Raw genomic sequence first — 24,959 nt, forward strand, 5'->3', positions numbered from 1 at the left:
CGGAAGCGGAGCGATTTCCGGCGTAGCTAGTGTGCTTTCTGTCCTTCTACTGGGTCGATTTCCTGGTCGTCCAACGCTTCTAGGTACTCTATCTTGTCAGATAATTCGTTCAGCAGGTCGAACGCTTCCTTCAGTTGCCGAAGCGCCTGCTCTCGGCCCACTTGCTCGTATTCTGAGTGAGCAACGTCGTTCCGATATTTGATGAGGATAGCGATTTGGTGGTACTCACGTTCTGTAAGGACCTTACCGTGTCTTTCGGGCATATTGACCTCACGTAGGGCCTTGTTCCGATGGTAGAATTTCGCGTCCTCCCATTCTATTATATCGTGTGTTCGGATGGTCCTAACATCACGGACTTGTCCCAACTCCAGGAGGGCTTTTTCAACGGCTCTCCCCAATACCATGAGTGCTGTCGAATAGTATCCGAGACAGTAGAGATCTTGGGCTTCGTAGACGTCAATCTGATAGTCTTCTGGCACATCGTTTGGGTTTAGCTCGTAACCGTACTGGTCTAGAAACAACCTTAGCTGATGTAGGACGCTATTATTAGTGGCTGTAGAGTTCTCGAGAATACTAGCGACTTCCCTGAGGAGCGTACCAAGGGTCTCCTCATCGGAAGCGGCTCCTTTGAACCGACCCTTTTCTATCCGCCAGTAGGCGTGTGCTATGTCTTCTGTAAAGCCGCCCCACCACGATTTCCTCGCTAATTCTGGGAAGTTATAAGAAAACACTTCTGCGGATTCCATCATATCGGTGATGTGACGGCTAATGTCAAGTGAACTCGCTATGGCGTCCGTCCCCTGCTTCTGACATTCCTCGTACAGAGTCTCAAGTTCGTCAAACGAATTGTTGAGTTGCGTTTGATGATGACGTAATTGGAAAAGACGCTCAATGACGTTACTATTCGCAAAAAACCACGGCGGATCTAAGGCGAAGTAGTCGTCCTCCTTTTCGGAGAACGACGGGGATTCATGCTCGCCGACTCTCAGTCCGGCCCTGTAAACCTTCTCTACTTCCACTGCATGTGGCGCACCTCTCTACAAAGATGAATGAGACAGTTAAAATACTCACTTCATATCATTTTCTTTCTCTCGAAGTACGCGCCAAGACAGTAATTGGCTAGCAATTCGTTACTCGAAATGTCCTTCCCGTTCTACAACTTCACTGAATGCGACGTTGTCTTGCACGTTAGTAATCTCGATTGTGACCCGTTCGCCTTCCTCAACATCGGGTACAATAATCACATAGCCGCGCTCAACGCGGGCAATGCCATCCCCTTCATCCCCGAGACTATCAATGTCAACCTCACGGATATCGCCTTCCTGCACCGGTGGCCCAGAACCGCCTCGGTCCTGCCTTGGTCTAGTTTCTGTGTCGGTCTTTGGTTGTTCCTCCAGAGCGTTGTCGTAGGCCTTGTCCGCAGACGTTGTGGAGAGTAATGCCGTTCGATAGACCTCATCGGGTGTAAGAGTCCCGTTCGTTATTTCGTGCTTCGGGATTTCGATGACGTAGGAGTCCTGATACTCGTCCACTTCGGCGCTGAATAGACAGTGTAAATTCTCGGAAATGTCCATTTGTGTATCGCTATGTGAAAGGAGCCAACCAGTATGACTTGAGTTTACCGGATACCTATATATAATTTGGTTGTCAACTGCGTAGAAGGTGGCCTAAGACCTTTTTCGCTTAGTCACACTGCAACCGCTCCCCGGTTGAGCGCAATCCACTATTTCATCGAAGAGAGCGCCAAGCCTATTGAGATGGTTCATATTGCGCCCTCTATTCAGCATGACGGTTTTGACAGCTACCGGGAAGGACACAGAATAAATGTACGGCGTCTTTTGCTAATTCCTCTACCGGGGAGCCGGACCCTCGCCCGGCCAAAGTGCGGCCTTTGACGCTTCCGCCGGAACTGCTGGCTGATAACGAGTCTCTACCGTGAAATCGCTGCCTGAAGTGTGGTGGTAACCGAAGGCAGGCGTAGCCACAGCTACACGCCACTTGCGGCCACAGTCGTCGTATCAATGGCACGGTCGATTTCATTCTACAGTAGTTCGAAGGGTTGCGCCTTCGGTCGGTTCTCGCACCATAACATAGGGGGGTGTTGTGTGTTGGGGGAAAGGGAAAGTGGGGACAAGGGAATCCCCGGGAGTCACGTCCTCCTTCATTCAGTATTAGGTCGGCGTAGAGGTCAGAGGTAACTCCAATCTGGTATTCAAGTGCACCTCGAAGCCGCCTTCGACCGCTCGTTCCAATGGGGTGAAGTCTACCGCGCCATGGAGAAACTCGATGAGTTAGCTGAGGGCAGACAACTCTCGCTCAGACAAGGGAACAACGACGAGGGCAAGTACGTCCTCGAATTGAAATTCAGCGATAGTCGCGGTCCATCCTTTGCCAGGAGTGACTCACAATGACGAGTCGACCGACACGTGGTGTAAGCCCGACACAGCACAACCAGTGTAACCAACACGGAAATCCGAACAACTGCCAACCACGTTAGGAGAGAAACCACTCTGTCCACTGAAACCGCGGTCTTGCTAGCAAGGGTTGATTAGTTGTATGTGTATTTCTCTATCGGCAGTCTACGGCAGTACCGCTGGCAGTCACAGCAGAGTACCTCCTTACACCACCTGTAAGCACCAAAGTGGTCGTGAATCGTCCCTTGGAACCAGGTATTTCGACTCATATATACGACGTAGCGATATTCCGCTATAGAACGCAGTCAAATCACCAGTCGAATTCCGCTGCAGAATTTCAGCAGCGGAATTTCAGTAGTCGAATTTGCAGTCGAAATTCTGCTGATGGTGGGAAACGACTGAACTGAATCAACAAGATTCAGATATGTTTGAGAGTAAGATCGACTGCCGTTTTGGTGACTCGTGGCTTTGCTATCCTTCGGCGTAAAACTGCTTTGGAGAGTGTGTTAATTTGGCGGAGATATTATCGTCTGTAGAAACTCGGAGAATCGCCTACAGAATTCTGTGGAGATATTCTGCTATAGAATGTTTCCGGTATATTTCTGTAGACGTTTTGGCTGGTGGAGGAGTAGCTGCATCGTCACTAGTCTGCCCCTTGGCTTCCCGTCAATTTGAACCGACGAACAATCAAGGTTATAGAAATGATCAATCCAGGAAGCCTTTTTATAAAATGCTGACCGAGTGTGAGATCGGATGACGAATGACTTAACAGCAGACCATCGCCTCACTGCTTCGGACGACAATGTACACACAACTTGGGACAACGCCCATGACCCAGTCCTTTCGGTTAGTTCGGGCAACATTATTGAGTTCGAGTGTCGCGATGCGACGAACGGTTTACTCGACGAAGACTCCACCGTCGACGATATTCGGACTCTTGCAGAGACTAACACAGGGCACCCACTCACTGGTCCGGTCGAAATTAACGATGCACAGCCGGGTGACACACTCGCAGTCGACTTACTCGATTTCAACCACGAGGGTATCGGATTTTCCTATTTTTATCCGGGCGAAGAGGAATGGGGCCTGCTCCCTGAGGAGTTCCCCGAACCAGGCCTCCATATCTGGGATCTCGAAGGAGATATTGGCCACTTCGTAGAGGGAATTGAAATACCACTTCACCCGTTCTCCGGTAATCTAGGGGTAGCACCGGCTGAGGATGGAGCTCACAGCACTACACCGCCGCGGCGCGTCGGCGGGAATCTTGACGTGAAACACCTCACTGCAGGTGCTACTCTCTATCTGCCAATCGAGGTCGAAGGTGGCTTGTTCAGCATCGGTGATTGTCATGCGGCACAGGGTGACGGTGAGGTCTGCGTAACTGGCGTTGAGGCCCCGATGACGGTGACTGCAAGGCTTCGACTCGAACCAGACCGTGACGTAGATCAACCGGAGTTCGAGACGACAGGACCGTTTTCGGCGTTCGGCCCAAACAACCCAGCTTACGGCACAACCGGCATCAGCGATGACTTGATGGATGCCACGAAGAAAGCAACCCGCCACATGATCGACCATCTCCACGAGCAACACGGCCTGACGCGCACTGATGCATATCTGTTGTGTTCCGCCATTGTAGATTTGAAGATAAACGAAGTTGTCGACCGACCAAACTGGGTAGTCTCAGCGTACCTTCCAGAACAGATATTCCCGGACTGACATCCTCCCACGACCAAAGCCGTTGGCTTTCTCATCGAATTGCTGTTTCTGATTGACGACAGGCGGTCTCTATCGGAACTGGTATTGCAGCGACGGATGTGCCCATCGACCACCAACCCCCTTGATACCATGCGTAGGGGAAGATAAAGAAATAGTGCTACCAACTACTGTTAACGAACGGGGTCAATCCGCAGGCTGGATAGCTGTCGATTCCGACTGTTCTTGGCTAGTCGCTCGAATCGCCATGGCCACAAACGCCACCGCAGCAGCGCCAGCACAGCTCGCAGCCACCCAAAATGCAACCAGCGCTGAAGTCGCATCCCAGATCGCCCCGACTCCTACTGGCCCAATCAGTTGTCCGATCTTCCACGATATTGACCGGAGCGAGAAACTGCCGGCAACTGCGTCAAGTCGTTCTCCCTCTTCGACGAACAGCGTCATGCTGGCGGGTAGCCGGATGCTGTCACCGATTCCAAGGATGCTATAGGCAGTGAACAGCCCGAAGAACGCAGGTGGGAGCACCATTGATTTCCCGACTGCCGAAACGGAGACAGCGGGAAGGATTTGCGACGCAGACCCGGCTAACGGGATGAAGACGATTCCGACCGCGTAGATCGCCGCACCTGCAAACACGAACTTGTACCGGTGCTCAGCTTGATCAACGAGGGTTCCCATGCGGCCTTGGAGAACGGATTTCGTGAGTTTCCCGCCGGCGAGAATTCCACCGATAGCGAGTGGATTGATGCCAAATTGCGTTGTCGCATAGATTGGCAGGAAAATGATGACGGCCATCTTAGCGATGCTAAACCCGAACCGGAACGACACAAGCCCACGAATGGCGGGGCGTTTCAGAAGTACTTTGAGCGTATCTAGACCGGATGAGTCTGTGGTTTCGGTTTGCTGACCGGGGTTGTCTCGGAGATACCGATAGACGGAAACCGTAGCGAGAGTGGTGACGGCGATGAGGACGGTGTAGGTGGTTTGAAAGCCGTAGGTGTAGAGGAGGAGCCCACCGAAGACAGTGCCAGCGAGGCTGCTAAAGGCAGCCACCTGGTTGTAGCTGCCAAGCCAAAGACCACGTTTTCCGTCGGGGCTGATTTCGCCGACGACGGTACTGCCGGTGATCCAGAGAAGGCTGGCGCCGATGCCTTGGAGGGCGCGGAGGATGATAACGTGTTCGACGGCGGTGACGAAGATGAAGCCGGTGAAAATGACGATATTGAGGAGGAGGCCGGCGAGGAGGTAGCGTTTGGAGTTGCCGGTATCGATGAATCGTCCGAGCGGGAGGACGATGAGGAATTGTGTGAGTGCGAAGACAGTGCCGAAGAGGCCCTCGACGGTGCCGGTGGTTTGGAAGAGGTCGGCGTACATGGCGAGGGCGATGATGATGGTGGAGTAGGCTTGGCTGCGGGCGAAGGCGGTGCTTGCGAGTGCGATGAACTCTTTGTTCTTGAAGAGGTGGAAGAGAGAGGTAGCGTTGTCTGCGTTGGTCACGAGGGCTTACCCTAATGGATGCCTTGTTTTAACTCTGATTACAGAAAGAATCTCATGCGTGAGGGAATATCACTCCAAGCAAGTGATAAACACACGCTCTATATTGCGCACAGCCGATTCAATTCTATCAGCAGGTGAGAGTCTCAACAAGCTCACCTCACTGTGTTTTATGGCGGTAAAACAGCCTCAAAGGCATAGCCGGTTACTCACGGGAATATTCTTTCTTGCCATGACGCTTCCCAAGGTAGAACGTAACCAGACTAGCAGTAATAAAGAAATATCAAAGAAAATCAGACGCAGGCTGAGGGTTCCGGTCAGGCCGACGTAGCCGAGAAGCAGTAGGCTCACCGCTACGAGAAGGCCGCCCAGTTGTCGCCCGCTGATACCGTTTTCCATTGGTTCGGACTACGGTATTCTCCGGTATATGGTCTTGTTGAAACCCTCAGACGATGATAGGTTTCAGAAGTTATGCTGAATACACGGCGCGTATCCCCTAGGCTATCTTTCCGATTGCTTACTTCTGAACTCTTTCTTCAGATGCATCAGTGCGAGTGCAGGCGCATACTTGATGAAATCCCAAACGGCCCTTGGGCCTGCATCGGTTAGCACTCGAATGACCCCTTTCTTCTGTGTGAAGAATACCGGGCGGCCTCGGTAGATATCGCGTTCGTAAATCCTGTTCTCGTCCCTGTTTTCGAGTACCTTCGTCACTGTCCGTACGTTGTTCCAGTCGCCTCGCATCATGACCACGCCGTCGGGATTCACGATGTGTACCGAGTTCGGCATCCCCCCGTATTTTCCGTGGGCGGTTCCTTCGACGTCGTCCACTAAGACAGTGCGCTCAACGTCATACTCGGCTGCAAACGTCCGTGCTCGTTCGAGTTTGTCTTCGAACGAGTCGTGGGCCTCGTAGTGTTCTCCCGGATGAGCCTCCCGAGTATATAGCAGGATGAACACCACGTCTTCGAACTGCTTCTGGAGTTCGTCCATCAAGTGGACTTTCGAATCCGTGATGGGACACGTGATGCTGCCGGTCTCAAGGACAACCCAACTTCCCCTGAAATCCGAAAACTCGACTGTCTGCCCCTCCAGCGTAACTGCTTCGAAATCGGGTGCGTTGTCGCCAGGCTCCGGCCCATCGAAGGTTCTGAAGTCGTAGTATTCCGGGCCGAAATGCCTGTAGTTATACGTTTGATTCGTCGTTTCGTCTCCCGTCGAGTCTGTTCGTAACACAGCCATGGTTCTACCAGTGAATATGGTGACGGGGCAGGTCTGGAGACTGCCTAGTATTATCGGTGGTATATAAGTCGAAGCCGAGCGAACTAAGGGTAATGAATCCAGAAAGCAGCGAAATGGAGGCCGTCTAGCGCATGCGGGCAGTCACTTTCACGCTCGACCAACCGGACGGTTCACACATCGCATACAGAATGTTCGGTGCGGACTCGGAATTCGAACGAGAGCAAATCTATCATCTCAACGTCCTCGCGGATGAAACTGTCATCCTACTTGGTCGGCTCCGAGGTGACCTCGACGAAGCGAGACGATGGCTGGGTGACCACACGGACGTACTCGGGTACAGCATCTCCAGCGAGGAGCCACAGGACGGGCTCGTGTATGTACACGCTCGGCCACCGCCTGTCATGAAGCAGTTCTTAGAGCTCCCCCGAATCCACGAGGTGTTCTTCAATTTCCCGATCGGGAGTACCAGCGACGGAAGGCTCAGCGTGGAGATGCTCGGCGAGACGAACGATGTGTTACGAGAGGCGCTTGCTGACGTGCCGCCGGAACTCGACGTGACTATCGAGCGCATTGGCCCGTATCCGGAGGCTGGAGGGCACATCTTGGCCCTGTTGACCGACCGCCAACGAGAAGTGCTGGATATCGCTCTGTCCCTCGGATACTACGACGTTCCACGGCAGGCGACCCATAGTGATATCGCGGAACGACTGGACTGTTCTGTTGCCACCGTGGGCGAGCATCCCCAGAAAATCGAATCTCGCGTGTTCAAGCATATTCATCCCTAATCCGATTCGATGGATACACCCTCTATATCCAGCACGATGCTTCTGCCAGCACCGAGATAGTTCGTTTATTTGGTGCTGCATATAGGGCGTGTATTCATCGCCGTAATTGCTCTTCGATTGCAACATCCAGCTTTATTGTCCCATGCCACCTTTTACCATGACATGGGAACAGACCAAGTCTCACCAACAGAATCCGGTGGGACGGAACCGATGACGCTCTCAACGGGGGAGACGATTACCCTCCCGTTGTCGACCGAGGCAACGATGCTGGGGGCCGTGTTCGCGGTACCGAAACAGCAAGTCACAGCCTTGTTGCCCAACGAGCTACAACCGATGCGGGTGACGGCAGGTGGGAAAGCGGCGGTGACGTTTCTAAGCGTCGAGTATCATCGCATCGGTAACGGCGAGATCAACCCATACAACGAGTTTGCCGTCGTTCTGCCAGCCGTCCACGAGCCGACGACGACGATTCCGTATCTGTCGGCTCTGACTCGCGGAGCGAGTGGCTATATGTGGTTTCTTCCGGTGACGACGGAATCTGCCAAAGCCCTCGGGGTCGACATCTGGGGATTCCCGAAGGTCGTAGCCGACATTACCCACAAGGACGTTGGCACCCGCCGACGAACGACCGTCACCGTCGACGGCGACCGGTTCATCACCTTCGAAACCACTCATCCGCCATCGATGGAGACGCAGGACGAGGGCTACACGTATACTGTCAAGGACGACGAGTTGCTGCGCGTCCCGAACAAGGTAAACGGTGAGATAGGTGCGTGGCCGTTCACTGACGAGGTTACGGTGGCACTCGGGGAATCCCACCGCGCGGAACCGCTTCGCGAACTCGATGTCAGTGACCGGGCGCTCGCCCGCGTCTCCGTCAAGGGCGAGGCACGCTTCTATCCAGGCGAACCGCTGTTCGCGGAGTAAGATAAGATCAGTGCCGCGACCACACAACTCCTCTTGCAATCGGAATATAGGTAGGGGTGCTGAACGCACACTCTGTATTCAGCGCGCAATTCCTATCATCTGCGGAGGGTTTCAACAGAGCTAGGTCTGTCTTTCAGGAGTGGTCACCTCTACCCCAATCCCTTCCTCACGAAGGAGAATGGATTTCCTCTACTATTGCCCGTTTTGAATCCGCTTTCAACGTACACATTTGGCGAAACTGTCTTGATTACTCCATTCGGTCAAGGGCACGGTGCCGATCCTCAACGGGAGTCTGATCGTATTTCATCGTCGTCTCAGCACTCTTGTGCCGCAGTTGGCCTGTGTGGCCGCAAGATCCTCTTGGCGGGTCATGTATGTCCCTGTCGAGTGGCGAATGGCGTACCAACTCATCTGGCGGTTCTCGGTGGAAATTCCCGCACTCTTGCAGAGTTGGTGGAGCAGATAGCGCAGGCTTGATGACCCATATCGATTCTCCTCGCGTGTAAGCCAGAACTCGTCTGTATCGGTGTACTTGTTGTAGGCGTCACGTTCCTCCAACCACCGTTCAAGAACGTCAGCGGTTCGCCCTTGCAGCCCAACAACCCAATTGTCGTAGTTCTTCGAGCTGTCACTCTTCGGAATCCGCAACACGCCGTTCTCCGTATCCACCCACGAGGTGACGACGCGTTCAACTTCGATTGGTCGCAACCCGGCATCCAAACTCGTCCACACGAGACTTGGGATCTTCCAACCGTTTGCCCGCTTCCAATCTTCTTGTTGGACGTCTTCCTTCGGTTTCTCGAACCGCTGCGCTAAGTGCGCACGCCATCGCTTCCGCTGTTCGGGCGTGAGATTATTGTAGCTCGGGATACTCCCGTACTCTAAGGCGACTTCTCGGATTTTCCGTCGTTCATCACGGGTCAAGTAATCGCGTGGATTCGACGCGCTATCGTCGAGGCTGAAGGCAATCGCGGGCTCTCATTCCGGGACATTGTGTTCGTGGTGGCGCCATTTGAACAGCATCTTGAGCGCCTTGCGGCAGTTCGATTTGTGGACGTTGCTCGAAGCCGCTGGAATAGCCTACATCCCGGGAACTATTGTGGTCACTCTCGTTGGTGCGTTTTACGTGATACTGGTGGGGGTTGCGTTTTGGCCGCGAGAACGCCACGCCAAAGGTGAATTCCGTGAAGGCGACCACGACAAGTGGAAAGAAACGAACCGATAAATTCACGGTCCCGAGTGGTCGATAGACCGCAGGGACTTGCTGGCCCTTTTTGAAGATGGATTGACAAGCGGTCATAGACCGCTGGACACTGACCTCTTCAACCACGACTTCGTCAGTGTACAAATTCGCTGATTCTAAACGGTATATGTATGGGACACTACCCGAAAGTGTAATTTATAACAGTAGTTGGTAGCACGGTTTTTTATCCAGTTTGTAGTCCGTAATTGACTCGGTGGTTTTGGTCAATACGTGGTACTTATCAAGCACGCTACTAGCCCCGGCATACTAATACGAATGCTTCGTCTGGAAGGCTTTTGCTCCTTCCTGTCAGAGACTGGCCGATACCCTTACCCAGACATTCGTTGGCTATGCGACTGCATGGCGGGGAAACACACACTACCGCTGCTGAGCGTCCTGCTCGCAGCGATGCTAGTGCTTGCTGGGTGCGGTGGCCCAGCGGGTGGCCAGTCGACAACCGAATCGACAACGACCGATGGTGGAGTCCCGGCAGCCCAACAGACCGGTGCCGATACCTGTAACTATACGGCGTTATACAATCAGACGATTGATTCGGTTGTCCAAATCCAGACCGCACAGGGGAGTGGGTCGGGATTCGTCTTCGACGTGGCCGAGGCGAACGCAACCAGCTTCATCGTGACCAATCAACACGTGGTCAATCAATCGACCCGCGTCGGCGTGAAGTTCGCTCGGGGAGAGACCCGTTCCGGCACCGTGATTGGGGCAACCCAGCCTGCCGACCTCGCGGTCGTCCGGGTAACCGACACGCCGAGCTACGTTGAGGCACTCCCCGTGGCGAACGAGACGCCGCGTCCGGGTGACCGAGTGGCGGCCATCGGTAGTCCGTTCGGATTAGAGACGACCATCACCTCGGGCATCGTCAGTGGCGTCAACCGCACGTCACCGGTTGGTTTCCCACTGCCAAACACCATCCAGACCGATGCGCCAATCAATCCCGGCAATAGCGGTGGGCCACTCATCGCGTGTGACACGGGGGCCGTGGTCGGGGTGAACCAAGCGGGCGGGGCTGAAAACATCGGGTTCGCAATTGGCGCATCGATTGTGAATCGGATTGTACCCGCCCTCATCCAGCAGGGTGAGTTCGAGTATTCGTTCCTTGGCATCCAAAGTGCAACGCTCACTCAACCGCTGGCGGAGGCGAACGAGTTGAATGTGACCAATGGCGTCTATGTGGTTGACATGCTGGAGGGAACACCTGCTGCCGAAGCCCTACAGGGAGCGACCAACGTTACTGTCGTTGATGGCCAGCGGATGCCTGTTGGTGGTGACGTGATTGTCGCTATTGACAACCAGACGGTCGAGTCGCGGGAAGACCTCCTGTCGTACTTGTTCACGCAGACCCGACCCGGTGAGACGGTACAGTTGACGATTGTGCGTGATGGGGAACGACAGACGGTCAACGTCACGCTCACTGAGCGGCCTGAACAGGGCCAATAGTCGGACGCCAGTCCCCCTGTTTTGTTCGGCTGTGAGGGACAGCAGTTGGGATGCGTCCTAGGATGAGGCTGGTAACAGCAGCAATACTTGACGAGTCGGTGAGTACTGGTCTCTCCCCAGACAGTATGCACGGATACCTCTGCTGCGCTCAATCCACGCTCAGCATTACTCAGTACGTAGTGCGTATTGTGCAAAACAGACTGCGAAAACAGTTGGCCAAGACCAATTGACCTGTGCATGCTAATGGGATGACAGTTTCGCCTCGATTTCGTCGCCTCTGAAACCGTTGAACTCTGTTTCCCTCGGCGTCAGTTCCTCAATCGCTCGTATACGATTGCCGGAGGACGAACGGGCCGACCGCAAGCGTGTGTTTGGCCACGAATACGATGCGGAGAATGTACGAGAGGAACGTCAGGAAGGGGACGAGCGTGATGGTAAAGGCCGCTCCAACCACCCACGTAATATTCGGGACACCGAGCGTCACGCCCGGAACCGTTTCGCCACTGACGAACGCGACCATCGACCCGGCCACGACCAGCGCCGGGACCGCCGCATACAGGATGTACCGCGAGAGGTCGATCAACTCCCACTGGAAGTATAACGTCTTGATATATTCGCGGGCAGGCCCGAACATGGTCAGCGCCGTCTCCAAGTCATGGAACGCCTCGTGGTCGTCCTCGCCGAGGCTGTCGGCGAACTCGTCGGTGAGGCGTTCAATCTGGTAGATCTTCCAGTCGTAGTTGAAGTCGAGTGCCGCATCGACCACGTCGAACGTGCCGAACTGCGCCTCGTCGAGTTCGACCACGACTGTCTCCACGTTGGTCCGGAGACTGTCGAGGAGCGCCGCGACCTGCTGGTGGAGGTCCTCGTCGTCGGTGGCGGCGAGTTGGGCGTCGAGGGCGTCGGCCCGACGCTCGGTCGCTTCGAGGAGTTGGCCGAGGAACTGCGCCGGGTCGGCTTCGGGCGGGTCCTCGAAGAGGTCGGTGGCGTAGGTCCGGAAGTCCATCGCGTCGCTCATCCGCTGGCGCTGATCGCCCAACGGACCGATTTCTTGCGAGATAACGAGCTGGCTGATGGTGACCACGAGGGTCGTCCCAGTGACGATGGTGCCGATCGTGGCTGAGAACATGGTCTCAATGGTGTCTGCCGACCGAAGCAGGACCGGCAATGAGGGGAAGGTGACGATACTAATGAGGATGAAGGCGACGAAGACGCTGACTGCCACGAGGCTGGCGACGACGAGCCGATTGCCGCCGAACAGGAACCAGCTGTACGGCTGATTCAACTCGATGCGTTCCCGAAGCGTGTTCGCGGTCCGAACCTCGTCCGACCCGCCGGAGTCACTCATGGTCGCCCTCCGTGTCAGCCTCGGCAGTGGGTCGCCTGAAGACGAGGAACTTGGTCCCACCGCCGACGTAGTCGATGGTCTCGTCGAGTTCCCAGCCGTCGTCAGCAATCTCGTTGAGCAGGACTGTCGGGTCACGCGCTTCTTTTTGCGAGGGTTCGCGTGGCGGTTCGACGACGCGATACTCCCAGCCGGGCGGTCCGTTTGAAGCCATACCCAACAGGATACCAGTCTCGACTAGCTAAATGTGGTGGCAAGGTGCCACCGCACGCCCATAGCAGTGACTTCCGATCAATCTACGTCCTGTACTTATCATCTGGCACTTCGGAGCAATAAGTGATGGGTGCGGAGTGCAAATTGCTCACAACTGGGTTTGTTCCTCGTTACGTGTCGTAGTAGAGTATTCTCGTCCCGCTATCTTGCCGTGCTGTGTCAGAGGCGGTGGCCTTCATGAGCAGCTGGCGGGCGAATGAAATGTGATAATCCGTCTCGTCAATCAATTCAGCCGCTAACGCTATCATAAGGTGTCGCCTCACTCACTTCCGTCTATCGACGTGCTCTTGGAGGTCGGTCTCGCGTACTTCTCTCAGTTCCTGTTGGTCGTGAGAGTCGGTCATCGGGAACCGCGTCCTCCTATTCGATGAGGTCCTCAATGACCGGGGCTACCTCGTCGAAGTTTGGTCCACGTCGAATGGTCTGGGTCTCTGGGTCCCATTCGATGTAGCCGTTCTCGGCTAATGCTAGCAGATGAACGTGGCGAATGCCCTTCGTTGATGATGGCCGGTTCGATAAGAAATCAAGACTCGGTTAGTGCCGAGAATGCCTCGGAGACGTCGTCTCGGCGGATATAGAGCACGGCAATCCCAAGGACGAGCAGGCCGACTCCCCACCAGATCGAATCGCCAGGAATGAGCCAGAGAATGATGCTCACGACGCCTGAGGATACGAGAGACCAGCCGATTGTGGTCTGATACGCCATAGCTTTAGTTTGCGTCTGTGACGGTTATGCATGACGCCTCCTCTCTAGCAGTGTTACCATTTTCGTTCGGCGAATTTGTAGGGTCGCCGCAGGAACTTCGATCACCCCAAATTAGCGATACCGCCACCGCTTCCACATCATCGGCAAACCGGCGACTACGAACACCAAGCCGTCGAGGGCTAATTCCCGGAAAATACCGCGTGCGGCGTGGCTTGCTACTCTTCTTCGAAGGTATGTGATTGTATCTACGCTACGGGATGAGGGACCCAAGGTATTTTCGGAGGTCTTTTACTTTAAGTGTGACCCGTCGCCGGCGACGCGAGTTGGCATCAACCTCTATGCCGTGACTCTCGAGCCACCGCCGTATTTTACTACTACCGGTGTTCCGCTCGATGTCAACCTGCCGGAAGTGTTTGATCGGGTGTCGCAGCCAATTGTACTCCTCGTGGGCGAAAACGTCGATATACTCCGGCGAGTGGGCGATGAGGATGACGTGAATCTGTCTGTCGGCCAGCAAGGACCGTCGATACGTCCAGCTACCGTTTGGCTCCGCCCCAACCGGCGGCTGGTGATACCACGCCAGCGGGTCCCACTCGAACCCGTGTTCCTCGAGTGTCTCTGTGAACTCGTCCAGCGGTTGCTGGACGGTGCCGACGTATCCAGTATCACGAAGGCGGTACTCGGGCTGCCCGAGCGTTCGCGCAAGTCGGGTGATACAGGGACCGAGCCGCTGTCTCACGCGGTAGGGGACTTCTGGTTGGAGTGTCTCGACGATGGTCCGCATTTGGTGGCCATTGGGTTTCCAGTGCCTCAAATGTACTGCAGACCCGGCGAACCACAAGCGAAGTGAGCGACGCCACGCCAGGGTGATCCGAGCGGAAGCACTCCGTGCTGAGTATATGCTACCTTGAGTATCGTTCATTACTACTAGATTCCGCTATCATCGACTACTGCAAACTCCAGAGAAAGACATTGAGTGCATGCTCAGCACTAGTCGAGGGAATCCTGGTACCCAGTGGACGTCCACCCACAACCTACCGCCACGATTGTTGTAGGTCAACCTCATACTGTGACACTCTGAATTGGATACCAATCTCCGGTGCAGGCACTGGTTGGACACGCAATTTTGAGGGCATCGAGAGCAGTCATCCTGCTACCTCTTCGAAGGAGGTTTTCGCACTCTCCGATGAGATAGTCGAGAAAGCCCGCGCCATAACTGTGGCAGTTGGTGATCGTTCATCTCCCTCTCTCGCGTCCGAACACCACCGAACAGTTGTGTTCACTCGTCGTTCGCAGTGCTTGTGAGGATTAGTTCGGTCGCTTCGTCGGGAGCGTCCCAGTGAGGATAATGCCCGCTATCCTCGAACCAGTACAAGTGAGCGCTGGGGAACCGGTCCAGCGCGCGTTTCGCCTGCCGGGGCAGGGTAACTCGATCCTTGCGACCCCATCCGATTACGACCGAGCCCGGTGTGGAGTCCGTCCCCGGTTGGCTGGGGCCGAAGGCTAACCGACGCAGTAGTTCATCGAACGACGGCGAGTCGGCGAAGGTCCGCATCTCCTCCCGTGCGACGTCGGCGGACAGATTCCAGGGTCGTGCCAAGAGTTGCGATAGAAGTAGCGTCCGACCGACGGCGCTACCCGTAAGCTGGCCCATCACGGGTTGGAGGAGGCGAACGAGACGGATCGAAGGAGCGAGCGTCGCGTAGAAGAAGTACCGCTCCCAGCCCTTCCAGAATCCACCGGGGTCAAGCGCGACAGTGGCGCCGACCGTCCCCCGGCGTGCAAGCTCGAGTACGAGTCGTCCCCCCATCGAGTTACCGACCACATCAACGCCGGTGAGGTCGTTCGCGTCGAGAAACGACGTAACGGCATCGGCGAGGGTGTCGATGGACACTTCCCCGGATAGCGCCGGCGTCTCACCGTGACCGGGGAGATCCACCGCAATCACCTCCCGCTCGGCGGTCAGTTTGTCGAGGACGGGGGTCCACGTACGCCAACTCCCGCCCAATCCATGAACGAGGACTAACGGCATCCCCGTCCCTCGACGTATATGGTTCATTTTCATACGCTACAATGGTACTCCAGCGCTGTAGGAGTTCTGTCAGCTGACGCTGTATTTTGACCGCTCTCGATCCACCCTCGCCGTCGGCGTCTCGCTCGTCTACGGGCCGCCCGTGAGTTATTACGGCATATATGGACACCCTGGTATACGTTGGTGGAAGTGATGAAGGGCGAGAGTATACGACCACTGTGCAAACGCTGTTCAGTGCATCGGGACCGATGTACTGGAGGGAGACACGAGTCGAAACGAATCGTTCTACCCGGAAAAGTGGTCACTGTCCCGTGTAGCGGCGCAACAGCGGTTCCTAACCGCCGTTGGTCGTCGTGGTGTTTGTGGCTGTCTGATTGCCACCGCCAGTCTGCCACCAATCTTCGTTTTCGAGGATCTCATCTTCCTGCTCTTCGGCGACCGGGCTAGCCTCAACCTCGACGAGACGGGGATTGTCGCCGAACGGCGTCCACTCCTTCTCCATCTCGAACAACTGGGGCTGATTGGCGTCGTCGTCGGCGTCAGGGATAAATCCGAGCTCTTGGTCGTACTCTCTTCCGATGTTGGCGTCCTCGGCGACGAACAGCGGGACGACCTCGTCGGTGTTCAGCCATCGGATCTGGTAGGTATTGAAGTCGGAGAACCAACTGTCGCGGACATCGCCGTAGTTAGGCGTCCATTCGACCACCCCGGACACGAACGTAAACCGGGCCTCTGGATGGAAGCTGTCCGCGAAAATGAGTGCTTTCCAATTGTCGTCGAGGTCGAAATCCTGAGCACCGCCGACCCCTGATCCGAGGACACCGGCCCCAAAAGCGACCGATGCCACTGTACTCTTTTTCATGAACGAACGCCGCGATTCCTCACCCAAAATACGCTCCCCAATGGTTTTGTCGTTGGACATACAATTCTCAACTCCAGTTCAAACGTAGAGACCAAGCAGAATAAGCCGACTGGCCGTTCCAGCCGTAGTATTCATTACTCCCTGCGTGAGACAAAGTCCACGTATACTCGAAAGTAATCAGTAAGTGTACGCTCTGCATGTATAGTTTCACGCGCCTGAGAGTTAGATTGCGATAAGTCAGTGGTGTAAATCGTTCATAGTAATCTACCCTCTTTCCTGTCACGTCCGTTCTTCCCCTATAACAATCAGATGGCCCTAACGCGGACCTACAGACCTGCGCGTACTGCGGAACACCGATAACAGTCGGCAATAAGCATCCCTGTACACGGACGGATCGGATGGTGGCGATGTCACACTACACGTTCCGCGATGCAAGGTACACGGATAGAATCTTCGTAACACACTTTTGGAAAACGGAAGAGGTGGGGATCGAACTATGAGAAGCCCCAAGGGCTGCCATCGTCGCATTGATTGCGGTCTACCTGTTTTGTGGGGTCTACTCCTCCTTGTGCTGTTGACTTCCGACGACGAACGGTCCGATGAACAACGTCGATTGGGAAAGGGTTGCCAGCCGCGACACGTACGAAATGAGCGTCATGAATGGCAGTAAGGTGACGGTCACTGCGGCGCTGACGAACCACAGTCGATTCTCAACACCGAACGTCGTGCCGGGAAACACGCCGGAGTCGTACGTCTGGGCGGCATAGAACGCCACCAAGAGCGACGGGAGGCCGATATAGAGGAGCGCCCGCGAAAAGTTGATGTTCACCGGTACTAATTGAAGTGGACGTCCGCTCCATGAACTGTGCTCTATTAGTGAAAACTTCCAACTATTCTGGTATATTTTATCGAAATTCGACCGACGATCCCGGCCTAGGCTTGAATCGTTTCCTTTACATTACGCTCTGCATTGCTCACCATCGAGCTACTCCTATCATCAGTAAAGGATTTCAACCAGACCAAATTAGTCGGCCGATTTGACGGGTACTTGCTCGGTGACGGTTGTCTTCACACCCGCGTGGAGGTACACCCCGATGGTGACCATCGCCAGACTCACCACCGCGACCAGCGGTTGTGACGCATAGATGCCGAGAACGAGTAGCACCGCAAAGGGGAACCCATGGAAGAGGAAGATGGAAGCAGTCACCAGCCGAGGGACGGGTGCAGGCTGGAACTCGGCAGTCCAGACGTACACCATGGACACGAGCAGGACGCCACTCAGAATGATGGCCTTCCGGAGCACAACACCGTCGGTGACACGCGTCCAGACCTCGAGGGTTGGTATGAGGAGAGCCACGGCCCCGGCGATCGTTCCCATTCCTATCGCAAGTGGGACATCGGTACGCGCCGACACCCATTGGTAGGTGAAGGTGAAGAACAGGGCCACGAGGTACCAGCCGAGGAAGTTCCCGAGAGGGACGCCGAACCACGCGCCCGGGGGCGTCCACTCCCAAAACGGCACGCGAATCGCAATCGCGTCCATCGCGAGGTCGAGGTGGACGGCGTACAGCCCGGCGAACACCGGCAGGTATCGACGACCGAGACCGAAGGCTCGCGCGGTCGTGTAACCACCGTAGATGACGGCACTCCAGCCGAAGCCGATGGCGATCGGAATACCGGCGAAATCGAGCATCTTGGCGGCCGGATAGGTATAGTTCTGGAAGTACAGGATGACCAGCTTCTCCAACAGCAGGCCGTACACGATGGCCGATCCATAGAAGACCAGCCGGTCGCGATCACCCCACGCGTGCAATCCACAGAGGAACGACGTGAGGAACATCACGACCGTGAACACGGGATAGAGTAGGTTCATGCGTGGCCCTCCAGTTAGAGTCGCTTCACGTCGGTCGTGGCTGATTCCCTGTCGGTCTGCTGTCCAACGTGCGCTTGCCGGTAGAGGAGTCCGACGACGAACACGCCGGCCAGTACGAGTCCACCAACAGATTGCGCCCACGTATGGGCATCGGCGAGTGGTCGGCTGACCACCATCCCCGCGGGAACGATGAGGAACGGCGCGAACCGTCGTTCGACGAGCGCCAGATAGCCGGCGGGCGCCACCGCGTAGATGACGTGACTCGAGATGTCCCAGAACGGCGTGATGACGAGGTGGGGGACGGTGACGGCCACGAGTAACAGCGAGAGTTTGGGGACGAACTCGCCCCATTTCCGCAGGTGCCAGACGAGCCAGATGACGAGTAATCCAACACCAAGGCCGAGACTACCCGTGAAGTCCGGCCCCCATGAGGGAACTGACTCAAACATCGCTGGGCCGATCTTGTAGATGAGGAGACCGACGCCCCACCCGAGCGCGAGAACGCCGAGTCGGGGGACGAGGTCAATGGTTCGCGAGTCCGTTGTTGAATACCATTCGTACAGAATCAGGGTAAGCGCACAGAGGAGGACGAAGTATTCGGGAGCGAATACCTCGGAGTACGTGTGCGCCACGTTTTCCAGCATGTGTCTGTAACAGTTCACGTACCCATTATGGTAATTACGGTATCACAAGATTTCACGGAGATAATTGCCTTGAGTATGTCCAGAACAACCCGGCGGATAGGGCTGTACACGACCGACAACTGCGTGACGGTGTCGTGTGTCGGAAGGGGAGGGAATCAGTCCTTCAGTTGGAAATCGACGATTTCGCCGTATTGATTCCACTCCCCGTCGGTATTGTTCCACCGATCGAGATGGGGTCGTTGCCAACCACGTGGTGTCCGAGGGTGGCACATTCGGCGTGGGTGGCGCGCCGCATCGACCGGACATAGCACAACACGTACGCCGGCCTGATCTCGCCGAACGGTCGCGCACGAACCGACGACGCGTGTCCCATCAGTGACGCGACACTGAACGACGTCACCGCATTGCGCATCGGCGACGGCGTCTCGGAACGTACTCATTTGCGTCAGTGGCTGTGGCCGTCGCCGCCGTACTCCGGATTCACCGGACTGAACACGCCGTCTGGGTTGTCGGCATGTACCCACGCGTGAAGTGTCCGGAGCTTGGGGTGGGTAGTGACGAGGTCGGCCACGCGCTCGGTGGTCTCGCCCTGCTTGCCCTTAGCGGAACCCCAGTTGAGTGCGACCGTATCACCAGCCGAGATGCTCTTGTCCGGCGGACTAAACTCGGCCCAGTTGTCCTTGGTCACCCACGTCTCAAACTCGACGTTCTTGGGGTTGTTCTGCGACCCGTCACCCGTGGCGAACACGTGCGTGGCGGCCTTGTGGGTGTGCCACTCCTCGGTGGCGTCGGCGTTCTCGTCGGCGAACAGGTCTGGGTTCTCATCAGTTGCCTTCGCAGGGGCCCCGTACTCGACGCTGCCGAGCTTCAATCCGGAGTCGGTTTTGACGTACGTGAGGATGTTAGGCTTCTCGATGTCGAAGCCGTTCTTGGCGGCTTCCTGCCCCCGTTTGGGATGGCTGAAGTGCCACCCCATTCCGGGCACGTATGGGCCCCCGGGCTTGAACCCATCTTTGAGTGCGGTCTTGGGGTCGGTGTACTTCTTGGTCGCCTCACGCACTTTATCGAGCTGTTTCTGCAGCTTCGACTTGCCACTGAGGAGGCCGCCAGCGCACCCCGCCGTCGAGGTAACGAGCGCTGTCGCCCCTCCCGCGAGGAGCGTCCGTCGATTACACTTTGGTGCTTTCATTGCGACCGAATTTCCACCACTCCCGAGAAATAATAATGTCGATGTTTTCTAGCTGAATAATAGTATAACCTTCCACCACCCTGAAAATAGATACTCCATTATAATTACCGAAAACAATTAGATCTGGGTAGTGACATTGGGGTCGTTCCAATTGCGGTGTAGTTCCACTATGCGCGGCGTGGTCTCCCTCACCATCGCCTCATTCGTTTTCTAGTATGTTCCGATCAACACGTTCGGCTCATACCGCGTCAAATGACGAAGACGGCGCCAATGATAGCTCCTACAAGAATGAGGAGTGGAGATGTCTGAGTTACCGCCTTCATTATTGAGGGTCGTGCTGAATACAGGGCGCAAATCTCTCAGGGGACAGCGATCGATTACCAATCACTACCTACCTACTGGAGGGTTACCGAGAAGCGATTATTGATGGAGGTGTACCCAACTTAGTCCGCCTCCCTGGCGGAGGCGATGATGCCTATGTCCGAGCACGACAATTATTCAGATGGGTGGCAATTAGAAAAGAGCGGTCCTGAGGCCTACGAACAGTACCTTGTCCCCGAAATGTTCGCTCCATGGGCCGACAAACTCCTCGCAGCTGGGAAGCTCCAGGAAGGTGACCGCGTATTGGACGTGGCTTGCGGAACAGGAATCGTGGCGCGACGGGCATCCTCGAAGGTGGGTGAACGTGGAAGCGTGGTCGGGATTGATCTGAACAAGACAATGCTCACCGTCGCGAGAGCGACTTCGTCTCAATTACAGCATCCGATCGAGTGGCGGCAAGGAGACGCAACGGATTTACCGTTCTCCGAGGAATCCTTCGATGTCGTCTTCTGCCAGCAGGCATTGCAGTTCATTCAGAAGCCGGGGAGTGCTCTTCGAGAGATGCGGCGTGTACTTGCGTCAGGCGGCCGAATGGCGATAAGTGTCTGGCGCCCCCTTCAGTTCAATCCGGCCTACGAGGTGATGGCTGACGCTCTCGAGACCCACGTTGATGAAGAGGCCGCGACGATGATGCGCTCTCCCTTCCCCGAGTGGGACATCTCCCACCTACGCACCCTCATTCGCGACGCGGACTTTCGCGATGTAAGCCTCACCATCGAGATTGGAACTATGCGCTACCCGTCGGTCGAAGAGTTTCTGCGACGGGAGGCCGCGAGTTCTCCACTGGCTGAACCACTTGAGGCGTTGAATCCAGACATTCGCGACGCGCTCATTGAGGATCTCGAGGAAGCCTTGGACGCGTACACGGATGATCACGGGATTGTCTTCCCGATGGAGGCTTTTGTAGCGGTCGCGCGTCGATAGGAGTATGTGGGCCTCATCATGCCCAATCTTTGAACAATCCGTGGCGCTATCCATGATGGATGCATACTCTGTATCCAGCACGCTGCTACTGATAGCGGCTAGGTAGATCGGTCCAAGTCATGCTGAATAGAAGGTGAGTATCTTGCAGTCGCTTTTGAATAGTACAGGTGAAGCACAAATCGGTCAGTACAGAACGTACATTCATCGGTAGACCCTGAACGAGACCGTATTCGTTCAGGAGTCAATTCATTGAAATTGCAACTTGCTTCGGCTTTTCGCTCAGGAGTTTGGAAAGACGAGAGAAGGACCTGCTACACTTTTATGAGCTTGTCCTTAGTTAGCAGGGCACTCTTCGGATTCGGGCACTACTATCTGCTTCGCAAGAAATTCCCCGCCAGGTCCGGTGGCGACACTCTTAACGACTGGCCCTTGGATTCCCCCTTCACCGCGTATTTCGACGCAGTCACTTGCTTGGTCACTTTGTGCTGCTGCACTACCAACGGCCAGCGTGAATGCAGCAAGGACTACAACTGCAACTAGAATCGGTTTTAGGTTCATGGTGGAACACCACACACCGTAATGATGTATGCGGGTATAGTTATTTACTCGTTGAAGTCAAAAAATATAAAATACTGCGCAGAAATCAGCTACCGTCATTTTGGCCACAAGGGAGTGAACAATAGTAATAGGGAGAGAACAACAGGGAGTATTCAAGAAGCCCTACGAATACAGTCAATATATCCCTAATTCTTTTTACTGAACCAACCTATCAGAGTGTCTCCTCCGCTTCATACTCGGTCCCACGCGGATCGGTCACACGACTGGTCGCTCCTACATCGCGTCCATCCCGCCGTCGATGGGGAACGCGACGCCGTTGACGTACGACGCCTCCTCCGAGGCCAACCAGACGACGGCATCGGCTATCTCTTCGGGCCGTGCGACTCGACCCTTCAGTTGCAGTTGCTGTATGTTCTCAAGATCTATCCCTACGTCATCGGCCATGTCCGAATCGACGATTTCATCATCGGCCGACATTTCCACGTATCGCTGGAGCATCGGTGTATTGGTGAAGCCCGGACAGACTGCGTTCACCCGAATCCCCTCGGGGGCGTACTCGACGGCGGCCGTCCTTGTCAGACCGACCACGCCGTGCTTGGTCGCGCCGTAGGTGCCGATGGTCGGGGCACCGGCGATTCCGGCGATCGACGCGGTGTTGACGACTGCGCCTCCACCGTCCTCGATCATCCGGGGAATGGCGTGTTTGAGGCCGAAGAACACACCCAGGAGGTTGACCGAGAGCACGCGCTCGAAGTCCTCGGTGTCCTGTTCGATCAGCGGTCCCGGAGTGCTCTCGATTCCGGCGTTATTGTGGAGGACCTCGAGACTGCCGTACGTCTCGTAGGCCTGGTCGATAGCCCCGAACACCTCGTCCTCGTCGCTCACGTCTGCGGCGGCGAACGTCGCCTCGCCCTCGTCGTTCTCGATCGCCCGGACCGTGTCTCGCCCACCACTCTCGTCTGTGTCGACCACGACGACGTTCGCGCCCTTCTTCGCGAAGCGCCTGGCCGTCGTCTTGCCAATCCCCGATGCGCCACCCGTTACCAGTGCTGTCTTCCCGTCGAAATCCATGATATATGGTAACGTTGAACAGAGGAGTCTATATAATTACTCCGTGAGAGATTTCACGGTGTAATCGCGCGTATTATCGTGTGAAAGATGTCACTGGTCCATACAGAAGAACGCTCTATATTCAGCACACTCCTTCTAACAGTATCTCGGCAGATCGCGGTGGTGCGTACAAGATACAGCCCCTGTATTCAGCACGGCTTCCTCGACATACCGAGAGCTTGTCAGAAGCGGCGTGCTGAATACAGGGCGCGTATCCATCACAGCGGTCAATCCGGCTATTCCAATACCACCGACGCGAACACCTCCGGAACCCCTACTTCGCGCTCCACGCCGCCGAGAAGTTGGGCGCGGACGACCGTGTGGAGTGGCCGATTCAGTACCGGCGAGCGGTGGAGTAACTCGTTGTTGCCGCTCGATAGAACAAGGCGGAGTCGAAGTCAGCCTTCGAGTGGGACGAGCGGGCACTCGAAGTACCGCGCACCTTCTTCGACTACGTCGATGTCGTTCGAGTGGGCGTGAACTTCGTCGTCGCTTTTGACCACAGGAGGGTCGCTGATGGTCCACTCGACAACGGTGACCGACCAGCGACCACCGTTGAAATCCTGTTCGCCAGGCGCGGCCTCGGCGACGTCGAGTTGCCCCGAAGCTCCGTTAGTGAAGTGGTAAATCTCGTCGAACGAGTGTTCGTTGTTGCCCTTCGGCGGCGGAAGGTCGGTTGCGTCTTTGGTCGCGAACGTTCTCCCGTCGGCGTAGACGCGACCCGGCAACGCCGGGTTGTTTGATGGGTCGGCGACACTGCTGCCGGTTGCCGTGATTCCGAGCGTAAGCGCGCCGGTCACGACACCCGTCGTCCGCAAGAAGCGCCGACGGGTGGGATTTGGTGTCTGGTTCGATTTGGTCATTGTATGCTCCCAGTAGAGTAGTCGCTTCTGGGCCCGTGTCCGGGTGGCCCCTCTCTACTGTGAGAAAGAGAACCACGAGGGAGGGAATACCTTTTTTCAAACTCTGGGCGTAGTCTTCTACCACTCGTTACCAAATCACTGCCGAATCGCTTCCAAATCGTACCTGGTTCTCGCCGCGGACTCTGAGGGCTACGAACTCACCGTCGAGCTAGCAAGCAGTGGATAAACGAGAAAACCGCCCACGTACGGAGAGGTCGTCAGTTCCGCCAGTTATCCAGCCTCTCCAACTGGATACGATAAGTTCGGACCACGAATTGCTCAATCCAGAGCGTGTATATATATTTACATATTTGTTATTGTTCTTCCAGCCCAACTATTCGTCGATGACAGAGGTCTTCATTCGGAAACAAAAGGTGCACTCTGGCAAGACCGAACGACTTCAGGAGTGGATAGACGACTTGGTTGGAGAGGCCAAATCAGACAGTCAAGGTGTCCATGATATCTGGGAGGAAGAAAGCCTCCAGACGATGTCGTTGTTCATTGAACATGCGGAAGATGGGGACTATCTTGTCTGGTATCTTGAAGCCGATTCCATGGAGCAACTAATTGAGGCGCGCAGAGCCTCAACACATCCGTTGCATGATACTGAAGATGCGATGATGGAGGACGTACTAGAAGACCCAGAGGAGACCGGCGATTTTGAACCACTCCTTCACGGTGTGAGTCCTGAGCGTTCTACTACGTTCCAACTTCAACAGTACTCTGAACGCTCCCAGTAGATTCGCACCACAGACTGAGCAATTCAGAGCGTGGAGTTGTCAGTTGGCCGTTCTCGTCTCGTTGATAGTCGCCCCTGTCACCCATGCAGGCAGGCGAACCGCTGTCGATCCAATCTCAACGTACCGCCTCTGCTCTGTCATCTG

The 24,959-nt window shown here is 55.6% G+C and carries 23 protein-coding genes and 2 pseudogenes; 8 read left to right on the top strand and 17 right to left on the bottom strand.

What is annotated here, in order from left to right; all coding sequences use genetic code 11:
- Positions 1-26 precede the first annotated feature (26 nt).
- Positions 27-1,019 carry a hypothetical protein gene (locus E2484_RS12070; protein ID WP_137285480.1) on the bottom strand — a complete coding sequence of 331 codons (993 nt, stop codon included), beginning with the start codon at positions 1,017-1,019 and terminating at the stop codon, positions 27-29.
- Between the two features lie 111 nt (positions 1,020-1,130).
- Entirely contained in the window at positions 1,131-1,574 is a 444-nt protein-coding gene (locus E2484_RS12075; RefSeq protein WP_137285481.1) for a TRAM domain-containing protein, read from the bottom strand.
- A gap of 642 nt (positions 1,575-2,216) precedes the next feature.
- Between E2484_RS12075 and E2484_RS12080 the strand changes: the two genes are divergently transcribed.
- Both E2484_RS12080 and E2484_RS12085 read left to right on the top strand, forming a co-directional pair.
- Positions 2,217-2,411: a hypothetical protein gene (locus E2484_RS12080; RefSeq protein ID WP_137285482.1), complete on the top strand. Its 195-nt coding sequence runs from the start codon at positions 2,217-2,219 to the stop codon at positions 2,409-2,411.
- A 756-nt stretch (positions 2,412-3,167) separates the two neighbouring features.
- Positions 3,168-4,130, top strand: coding sequence for an acetamidase/formamidase family protein (locus E2484_RS12085; protein WP_137285483.1), 963 nt, complete (start codon positions 3,168-3,170; stop codon positions 4,128-4,130).
- Between the two features lie 183 nt (positions 4,131-4,313).
- Here the strand turns inward: E2484_RS12085 and E2484_RS12090 are convergent, their stop codons facing one another.
- From E2484_RS12090 to E2484_RS12100, 3 genes are all read right to left on the bottom strand, one after another.
- Entirely contained in the window at positions 4,314-5,624 is a 1,311-nt protein-coding gene (locus E2484_RS12090; RefSeq protein WP_137285484.1) for an MFS transporter, read from the bottom strand.
- A gap of 186 nt (positions 5,625-5,810) precedes the next feature.
- On the bottom strand, positions 5,811-6,020 hold the full coding sequence (locus E2484_RS12095) for a hypothetical protein (protein ID WP_137285485.1): 210 nt from the start codon (positions 6,018-6,020) through the stop codon (positions 5,811-5,813).
- Between the two features lie 102 nt (positions 6,021-6,122).
- On the bottom strand, positions 6,123-6,863 hold the full coding sequence (locus E2484_RS12100; protein ID WP_137285486.1) for a TlpA family protein disulfide reductase: 741 nt from the start codon (positions 6,861-6,863) through the stop codon (positions 6,123-6,125).
- 131 nt (positions 6,864-6,994) lie between these two features.
- Between E2484_RS12100 and E2484_RS12105 the strand changes: the two genes are divergently transcribed.
- Together E2484_RS12105 and E2484_RS12110 are read left to right on the top strand one after the other, a co-directional pair.
- The gene (locus E2484_RS12105) at positions 6,995-7,648 is read left to right on the top strand and encodes a helix-turn-helix domain-containing protein (RefSeq protein WP_137285487.1); all 654 of its coding nucleotides are present in this window, start codon (positions 6,995-6,997) and stop codon (positions 7,646-7,648) included.
- 210 nt (positions 7,649-7,858) lie between these two features.
- Complete coding sequence (locus tag E2484_RS12110) at positions 7,859-8,575, top strand: acetoacetate decarboxylase family protein (protein WP_170977327.1); 717 nt, start codon at positions 7,859-7,861, stop codon at positions 8,573-8,575.
- 247 nt (positions 8,576-8,822) lie between these two features.
- Here E2484_RS12110 and E2484_RS12115 read toward each other — a convergent pair.
- A pseudogene (locus E2484_RS12115) lies at positions 8,823-9,637 on the bottom strand (tyrosine-type recombinase/integrase); the annotation flags it as partial.
- Here E2484_RS12115 and E2484_RS26285 point away from each other — a divergent pair.
- Together E2484_RS26285 and E2484_RS12125 are read left to right on the top strand one after the other, a co-directional pair.
- Positions 9,636-9,800: pseudogene (locus E2484_RS26285) on the top strand (DUF2270 domain-containing protein); the annotation flags it as partial. The pseudogenes E2484_RS12115 and E2484_RS26285 overlap by 2 nt on opposite strands.
- Positions 9,801-10,178: 378 nt before the next feature.
- Positions 10,179-11,276, top strand: a complete 1,098-nt coding sequence (locus tag E2484_RS12125; protein ID WP_137285491.1) for a S1C family serine protease — start codon at positions 10,179-10,181, stop codon at positions 11,274-11,276.
- Positions 11,277-11,592: 316 nt separating this feature from the next.
- Here the strand turns inward: E2484_RS12125 and E2484_RS12130 are convergent, their stop codons facing one another.
- The 9 genes from E2484_RS12130 to E2484_RS12175 all read right to left on the bottom strand — a co-directional run bounded on the left by E2484_RS12130 (position 11,593) and on the right by E2484_RS12175 (position 20,200).
- Positions 11,593-12,624 (bottom strand): hypothetical protein, encoded by a 1,032-nt coding sequence (locus tag E2484_RS12130; RefSeq protein WP_137285492.1) that lies wholly within the window; start codon positions 12,622-12,624, stop codon positions 11,593-11,595.
- Positions 12,617-12,835, bottom strand: coding sequence for a DUF4177 domain-containing protein (locus E2484_RS12135; RefSeq protein ID WP_137285493.1), 219 nt, complete (start codon positions 12,833-12,835; stop codon positions 12,617-12,619). Before E2484_RS12135 ends, E2484_RS12130 begins: the two co-directional genes overlap by 8 nt.
- 1,015 nt (positions 12,836-13,850) lie before the next feature.
- Positions 13,851-14,384, bottom strand: a complete 534-nt coding sequence (locus E2484_RS12145) for a hypothetical protein (protein ID WP_137285495.1) — start codon at positions 14,382-14,384, stop codon at positions 13,851-13,853.
- Between the two features lie 495 nt (positions 14,385-14,879).
- Entirely contained in the window at positions 14,880-15,665 is a 786-nt protein-coding gene (locus E2484_RS12150) for an alpha/beta fold hydrolase (protein ID WP_137285496.1), read from the bottom strand.
- 301 nt (positions 15,666-15,966) lie between these two features.
- Positions 15,967-16,554 (bottom strand): twin-arginine translocation signal domain-containing protein, encoded by a 588-nt coding sequence (locus E2484_RS12155; RefSeq protein ID WP_137285497.1) that lies wholly within the window; start codon positions 16,552-16,554, stop codon positions 15,967-15,969.
- Positions 16,555-17,050: 496 nt separating this feature from the next.
- The gene (locus E2484_RS12160) at positions 17,051-17,323 is read right to left on the bottom strand and encodes a hypothetical protein (RefSeq protein WP_137285498.1); all 273 of its coding nucleotides are present in this window, start codon (positions 17,321-17,323) and stop codon (positions 17,051-17,053) included.
- Between the two features lie 195 nt (positions 17,324-17,518).
- On the bottom strand, positions 17,519-18,367 hold the full coding sequence (locus E2484_RS12165) for a carotenoid biosynthesis protein (protein WP_137285499.1): 849 nt from the start codon (positions 18,365-18,367) through the stop codon (positions 17,519-17,521).
- Between the two features lie 14 nt (positions 18,368-18,381).
- Complete coding sequence (locus tag E2484_RS12170; protein WP_321112563.1) at positions 18,382-19,029, bottom strand: hypothetical protein; 648 nt, start codon at positions 19,027-19,029, stop codon at positions 18,382-18,384.
- Between the two features lie 427 nt (positions 19,030-19,456).
- The gene (locus E2484_RS12175) at positions 19,457-20,200 is read right to left on the bottom strand and encodes a hypothetical protein (RefSeq protein ID WP_137285500.1); all 744 of its coding nucleotides are present in this window, start codon (positions 20,198-20,200) and stop codon (positions 19,457-19,459) included.
- Positions 20,201-20,677: 477 nt separating this feature from the next.
- On the opposite strand from E2484_RS12175, the gene E2484_RS12180 reads away from it, so the two are divergent.
- Entirely contained in the window at positions 20,678-21,505 is an 828-nt protein-coding gene (locus tag E2484_RS12180; RefSeq protein WP_137285501.1) for a class I SAM-dependent methyltransferase, read from the top strand.
- A gap of 831 nt (positions 21,506-22,336) precedes the next feature.
- On the opposite strand, the gene E2484_RS12185 is transcribed toward E2484_RS12180, so the two are convergent.
- The gene (locus E2484_RS12185; RefSeq protein ID WP_137285502.1) at positions 22,337-23,134 is read right to left on the bottom strand and encodes an SDR family NAD(P)-dependent oxidoreductase; all 798 of its coding nucleotides are present in this window, start codon (positions 23,132-23,134) and stop codon (positions 22,337-22,339) included.
- Positions 23,135-23,571: 437 nt separating this feature from the next.
- Complete coding sequence (locus E2484_RS12190; RefSeq protein ID WP_137285503.1) at positions 23,572-24,036, bottom strand: twin-arginine translocation signal domain-containing protein; 465 nt, start codon at positions 24,034-24,036, stop codon at positions 23,572-23,574.
- A gap of 383 nt (positions 24,037-24,419) precedes the next feature.
- Here E2484_RS12190 and E2484_RS12195 point away from each other — a divergent pair, with 383 nt between their 5' ends.
- Complete coding sequence (locus E2484_RS12195; RefSeq protein WP_137285504.1) at positions 24,420-24,815, top strand: DUF6176 family protein; 396 nt, start codon at positions 24,420-24,422, stop codon at positions 24,813-24,815.
- Positions 24,816-24,959 lie beyond the last annotated feature (144 nt).

The sequence above is a fragment of the Halorussus salinisoli genome, from assembly GCA_005239435.1.
Lineage (GTDB): Archaea > Halobacteriota > Halobacteria > Halobacteriales > Haladaptataceae > Halorussus > Halorussus salinisoli.

Bases quoted from the DNA above. Each gene is read 5' to 3' on its own strand.
- E2484_RS12085 (WP_137285483.1), top strand. From the start codon at position 3,168: ATGACGAATGACTTAACAGCAGACCATCGCCTCACTGCTTCGGACGAC.
- E2484_RS12190 (WP_137285503.1), bottom strand. From the start codon at position 24,036: ATGACCAAATCGAACCAGACACCAAATCCCACCCGTCGGCGCTTCTTG.
- E2484_RS12075 (WP_137285481.1), bottom strand. From the start codon at position 1,574: ATGGACATTTCCGAGAATTTACACTGTCTATTCAGCGCCGAAGTGGAC.
- E2484_RS12095 (WP_137285485.1), bottom strand. From the start codon at position 6,020: ATGGAAAACGGTATCAGCGGGCGACAACTGGGCGGCCTTCTCGTAGCG.
- E2484_RS12165 (WP_137285499.1), bottom strand. From the start codon at position 18,367: ATGAACCTACTCTATCCCGTGTTCACGGTCGTGATGTTCCTCACGTCG.
- E2484_RS12185 (WP_137285502.1), bottom strand. From the start codon at position 23,134: ATGGATTTCGACGGGAAGACAGCACTGGTAACGGGTGGCGCATCGGGG.
- E2484_RS12130 (WP_137285492.1), bottom strand. From the start codon at position 12,624: ATGAGTGACTCCGGCGGGTCGGACGAGGTTCGGACCGCGAACACGCTT.
- E2484_RS12135 (WP_137285493.1), bottom strand. From the start codon at position 12,835: ATGGCTTCAAACGGACCGCCCGGCTGGGAGTATCGCGTCGTCGAACCG.
- E2484_RS12155 (WP_137285497.1), bottom strand. From the start codon at position 16,554: ATGTCCAACGACAAAACCATTGGGGAGCGTATTTTGGGTGAGGAATCG.
- E2484_RS12150 (WP_137285496.1), bottom strand. From the start codon at position 15,665: ATGAAAATGAACCATATACGTCGAGGGACGGGGATGCCGTTAGTCCTC.
- E2484_RS12175 (WP_137285500.1), bottom strand. From the start codon at position 20,200: ATGAAAGCACCAAAGTGTAATCGACGGACGCTCCTCGCGGGAGGGGCG.
- E2484_RS12110 (WP_170977327.1), top strand. From the start codon at position 7,859: ATGACGCTCTCAACGGGGGAGACGATTACCCTCCCGTTGTCGACCGAG.
- E2484_RS12195 (WP_137285504.1), top strand. From the start codon at position 24,420: ATGACAGAGGTCTTCATTCGGAAACAAAAGGTGCACTCTGGCAAGACC.
- E2484_RS12105 (WP_137285487.1), top strand. From the start codon at position 6,995: ATGCGGGCAGTCACTTTCACGCTCGACCAACCGGACGGTTCACACATC.
- E2484_RS12100 (WP_137285486.1), bottom strand. From the start codon at position 6,863: ATGGCTGTGTTACGAACAGACTCGACGGGAGACGAAACGACGAATCAA.
- E2484_RS12125 (WP_137285491.1), top strand. From the start codon at position 10,179: ATGGCGGGGAAACACACACTACCGCTGCTGAGCGTCCTGCTCGCAGCG.
- E2484_RS12145 (WP_137285495.1), bottom strand. From the start codon at position 14,384: ATGCGGACCATCGTCGAGACACTCCAACCAGAAGTCCCCTACCGCGTG.
- E2484_RS12180 (WP_137285501.1), top strand. From the start codon at position 20,678: ATGTCCGAGCACGACAATTATTCAGATGGGTGGCAATTAGAAAAGAGC.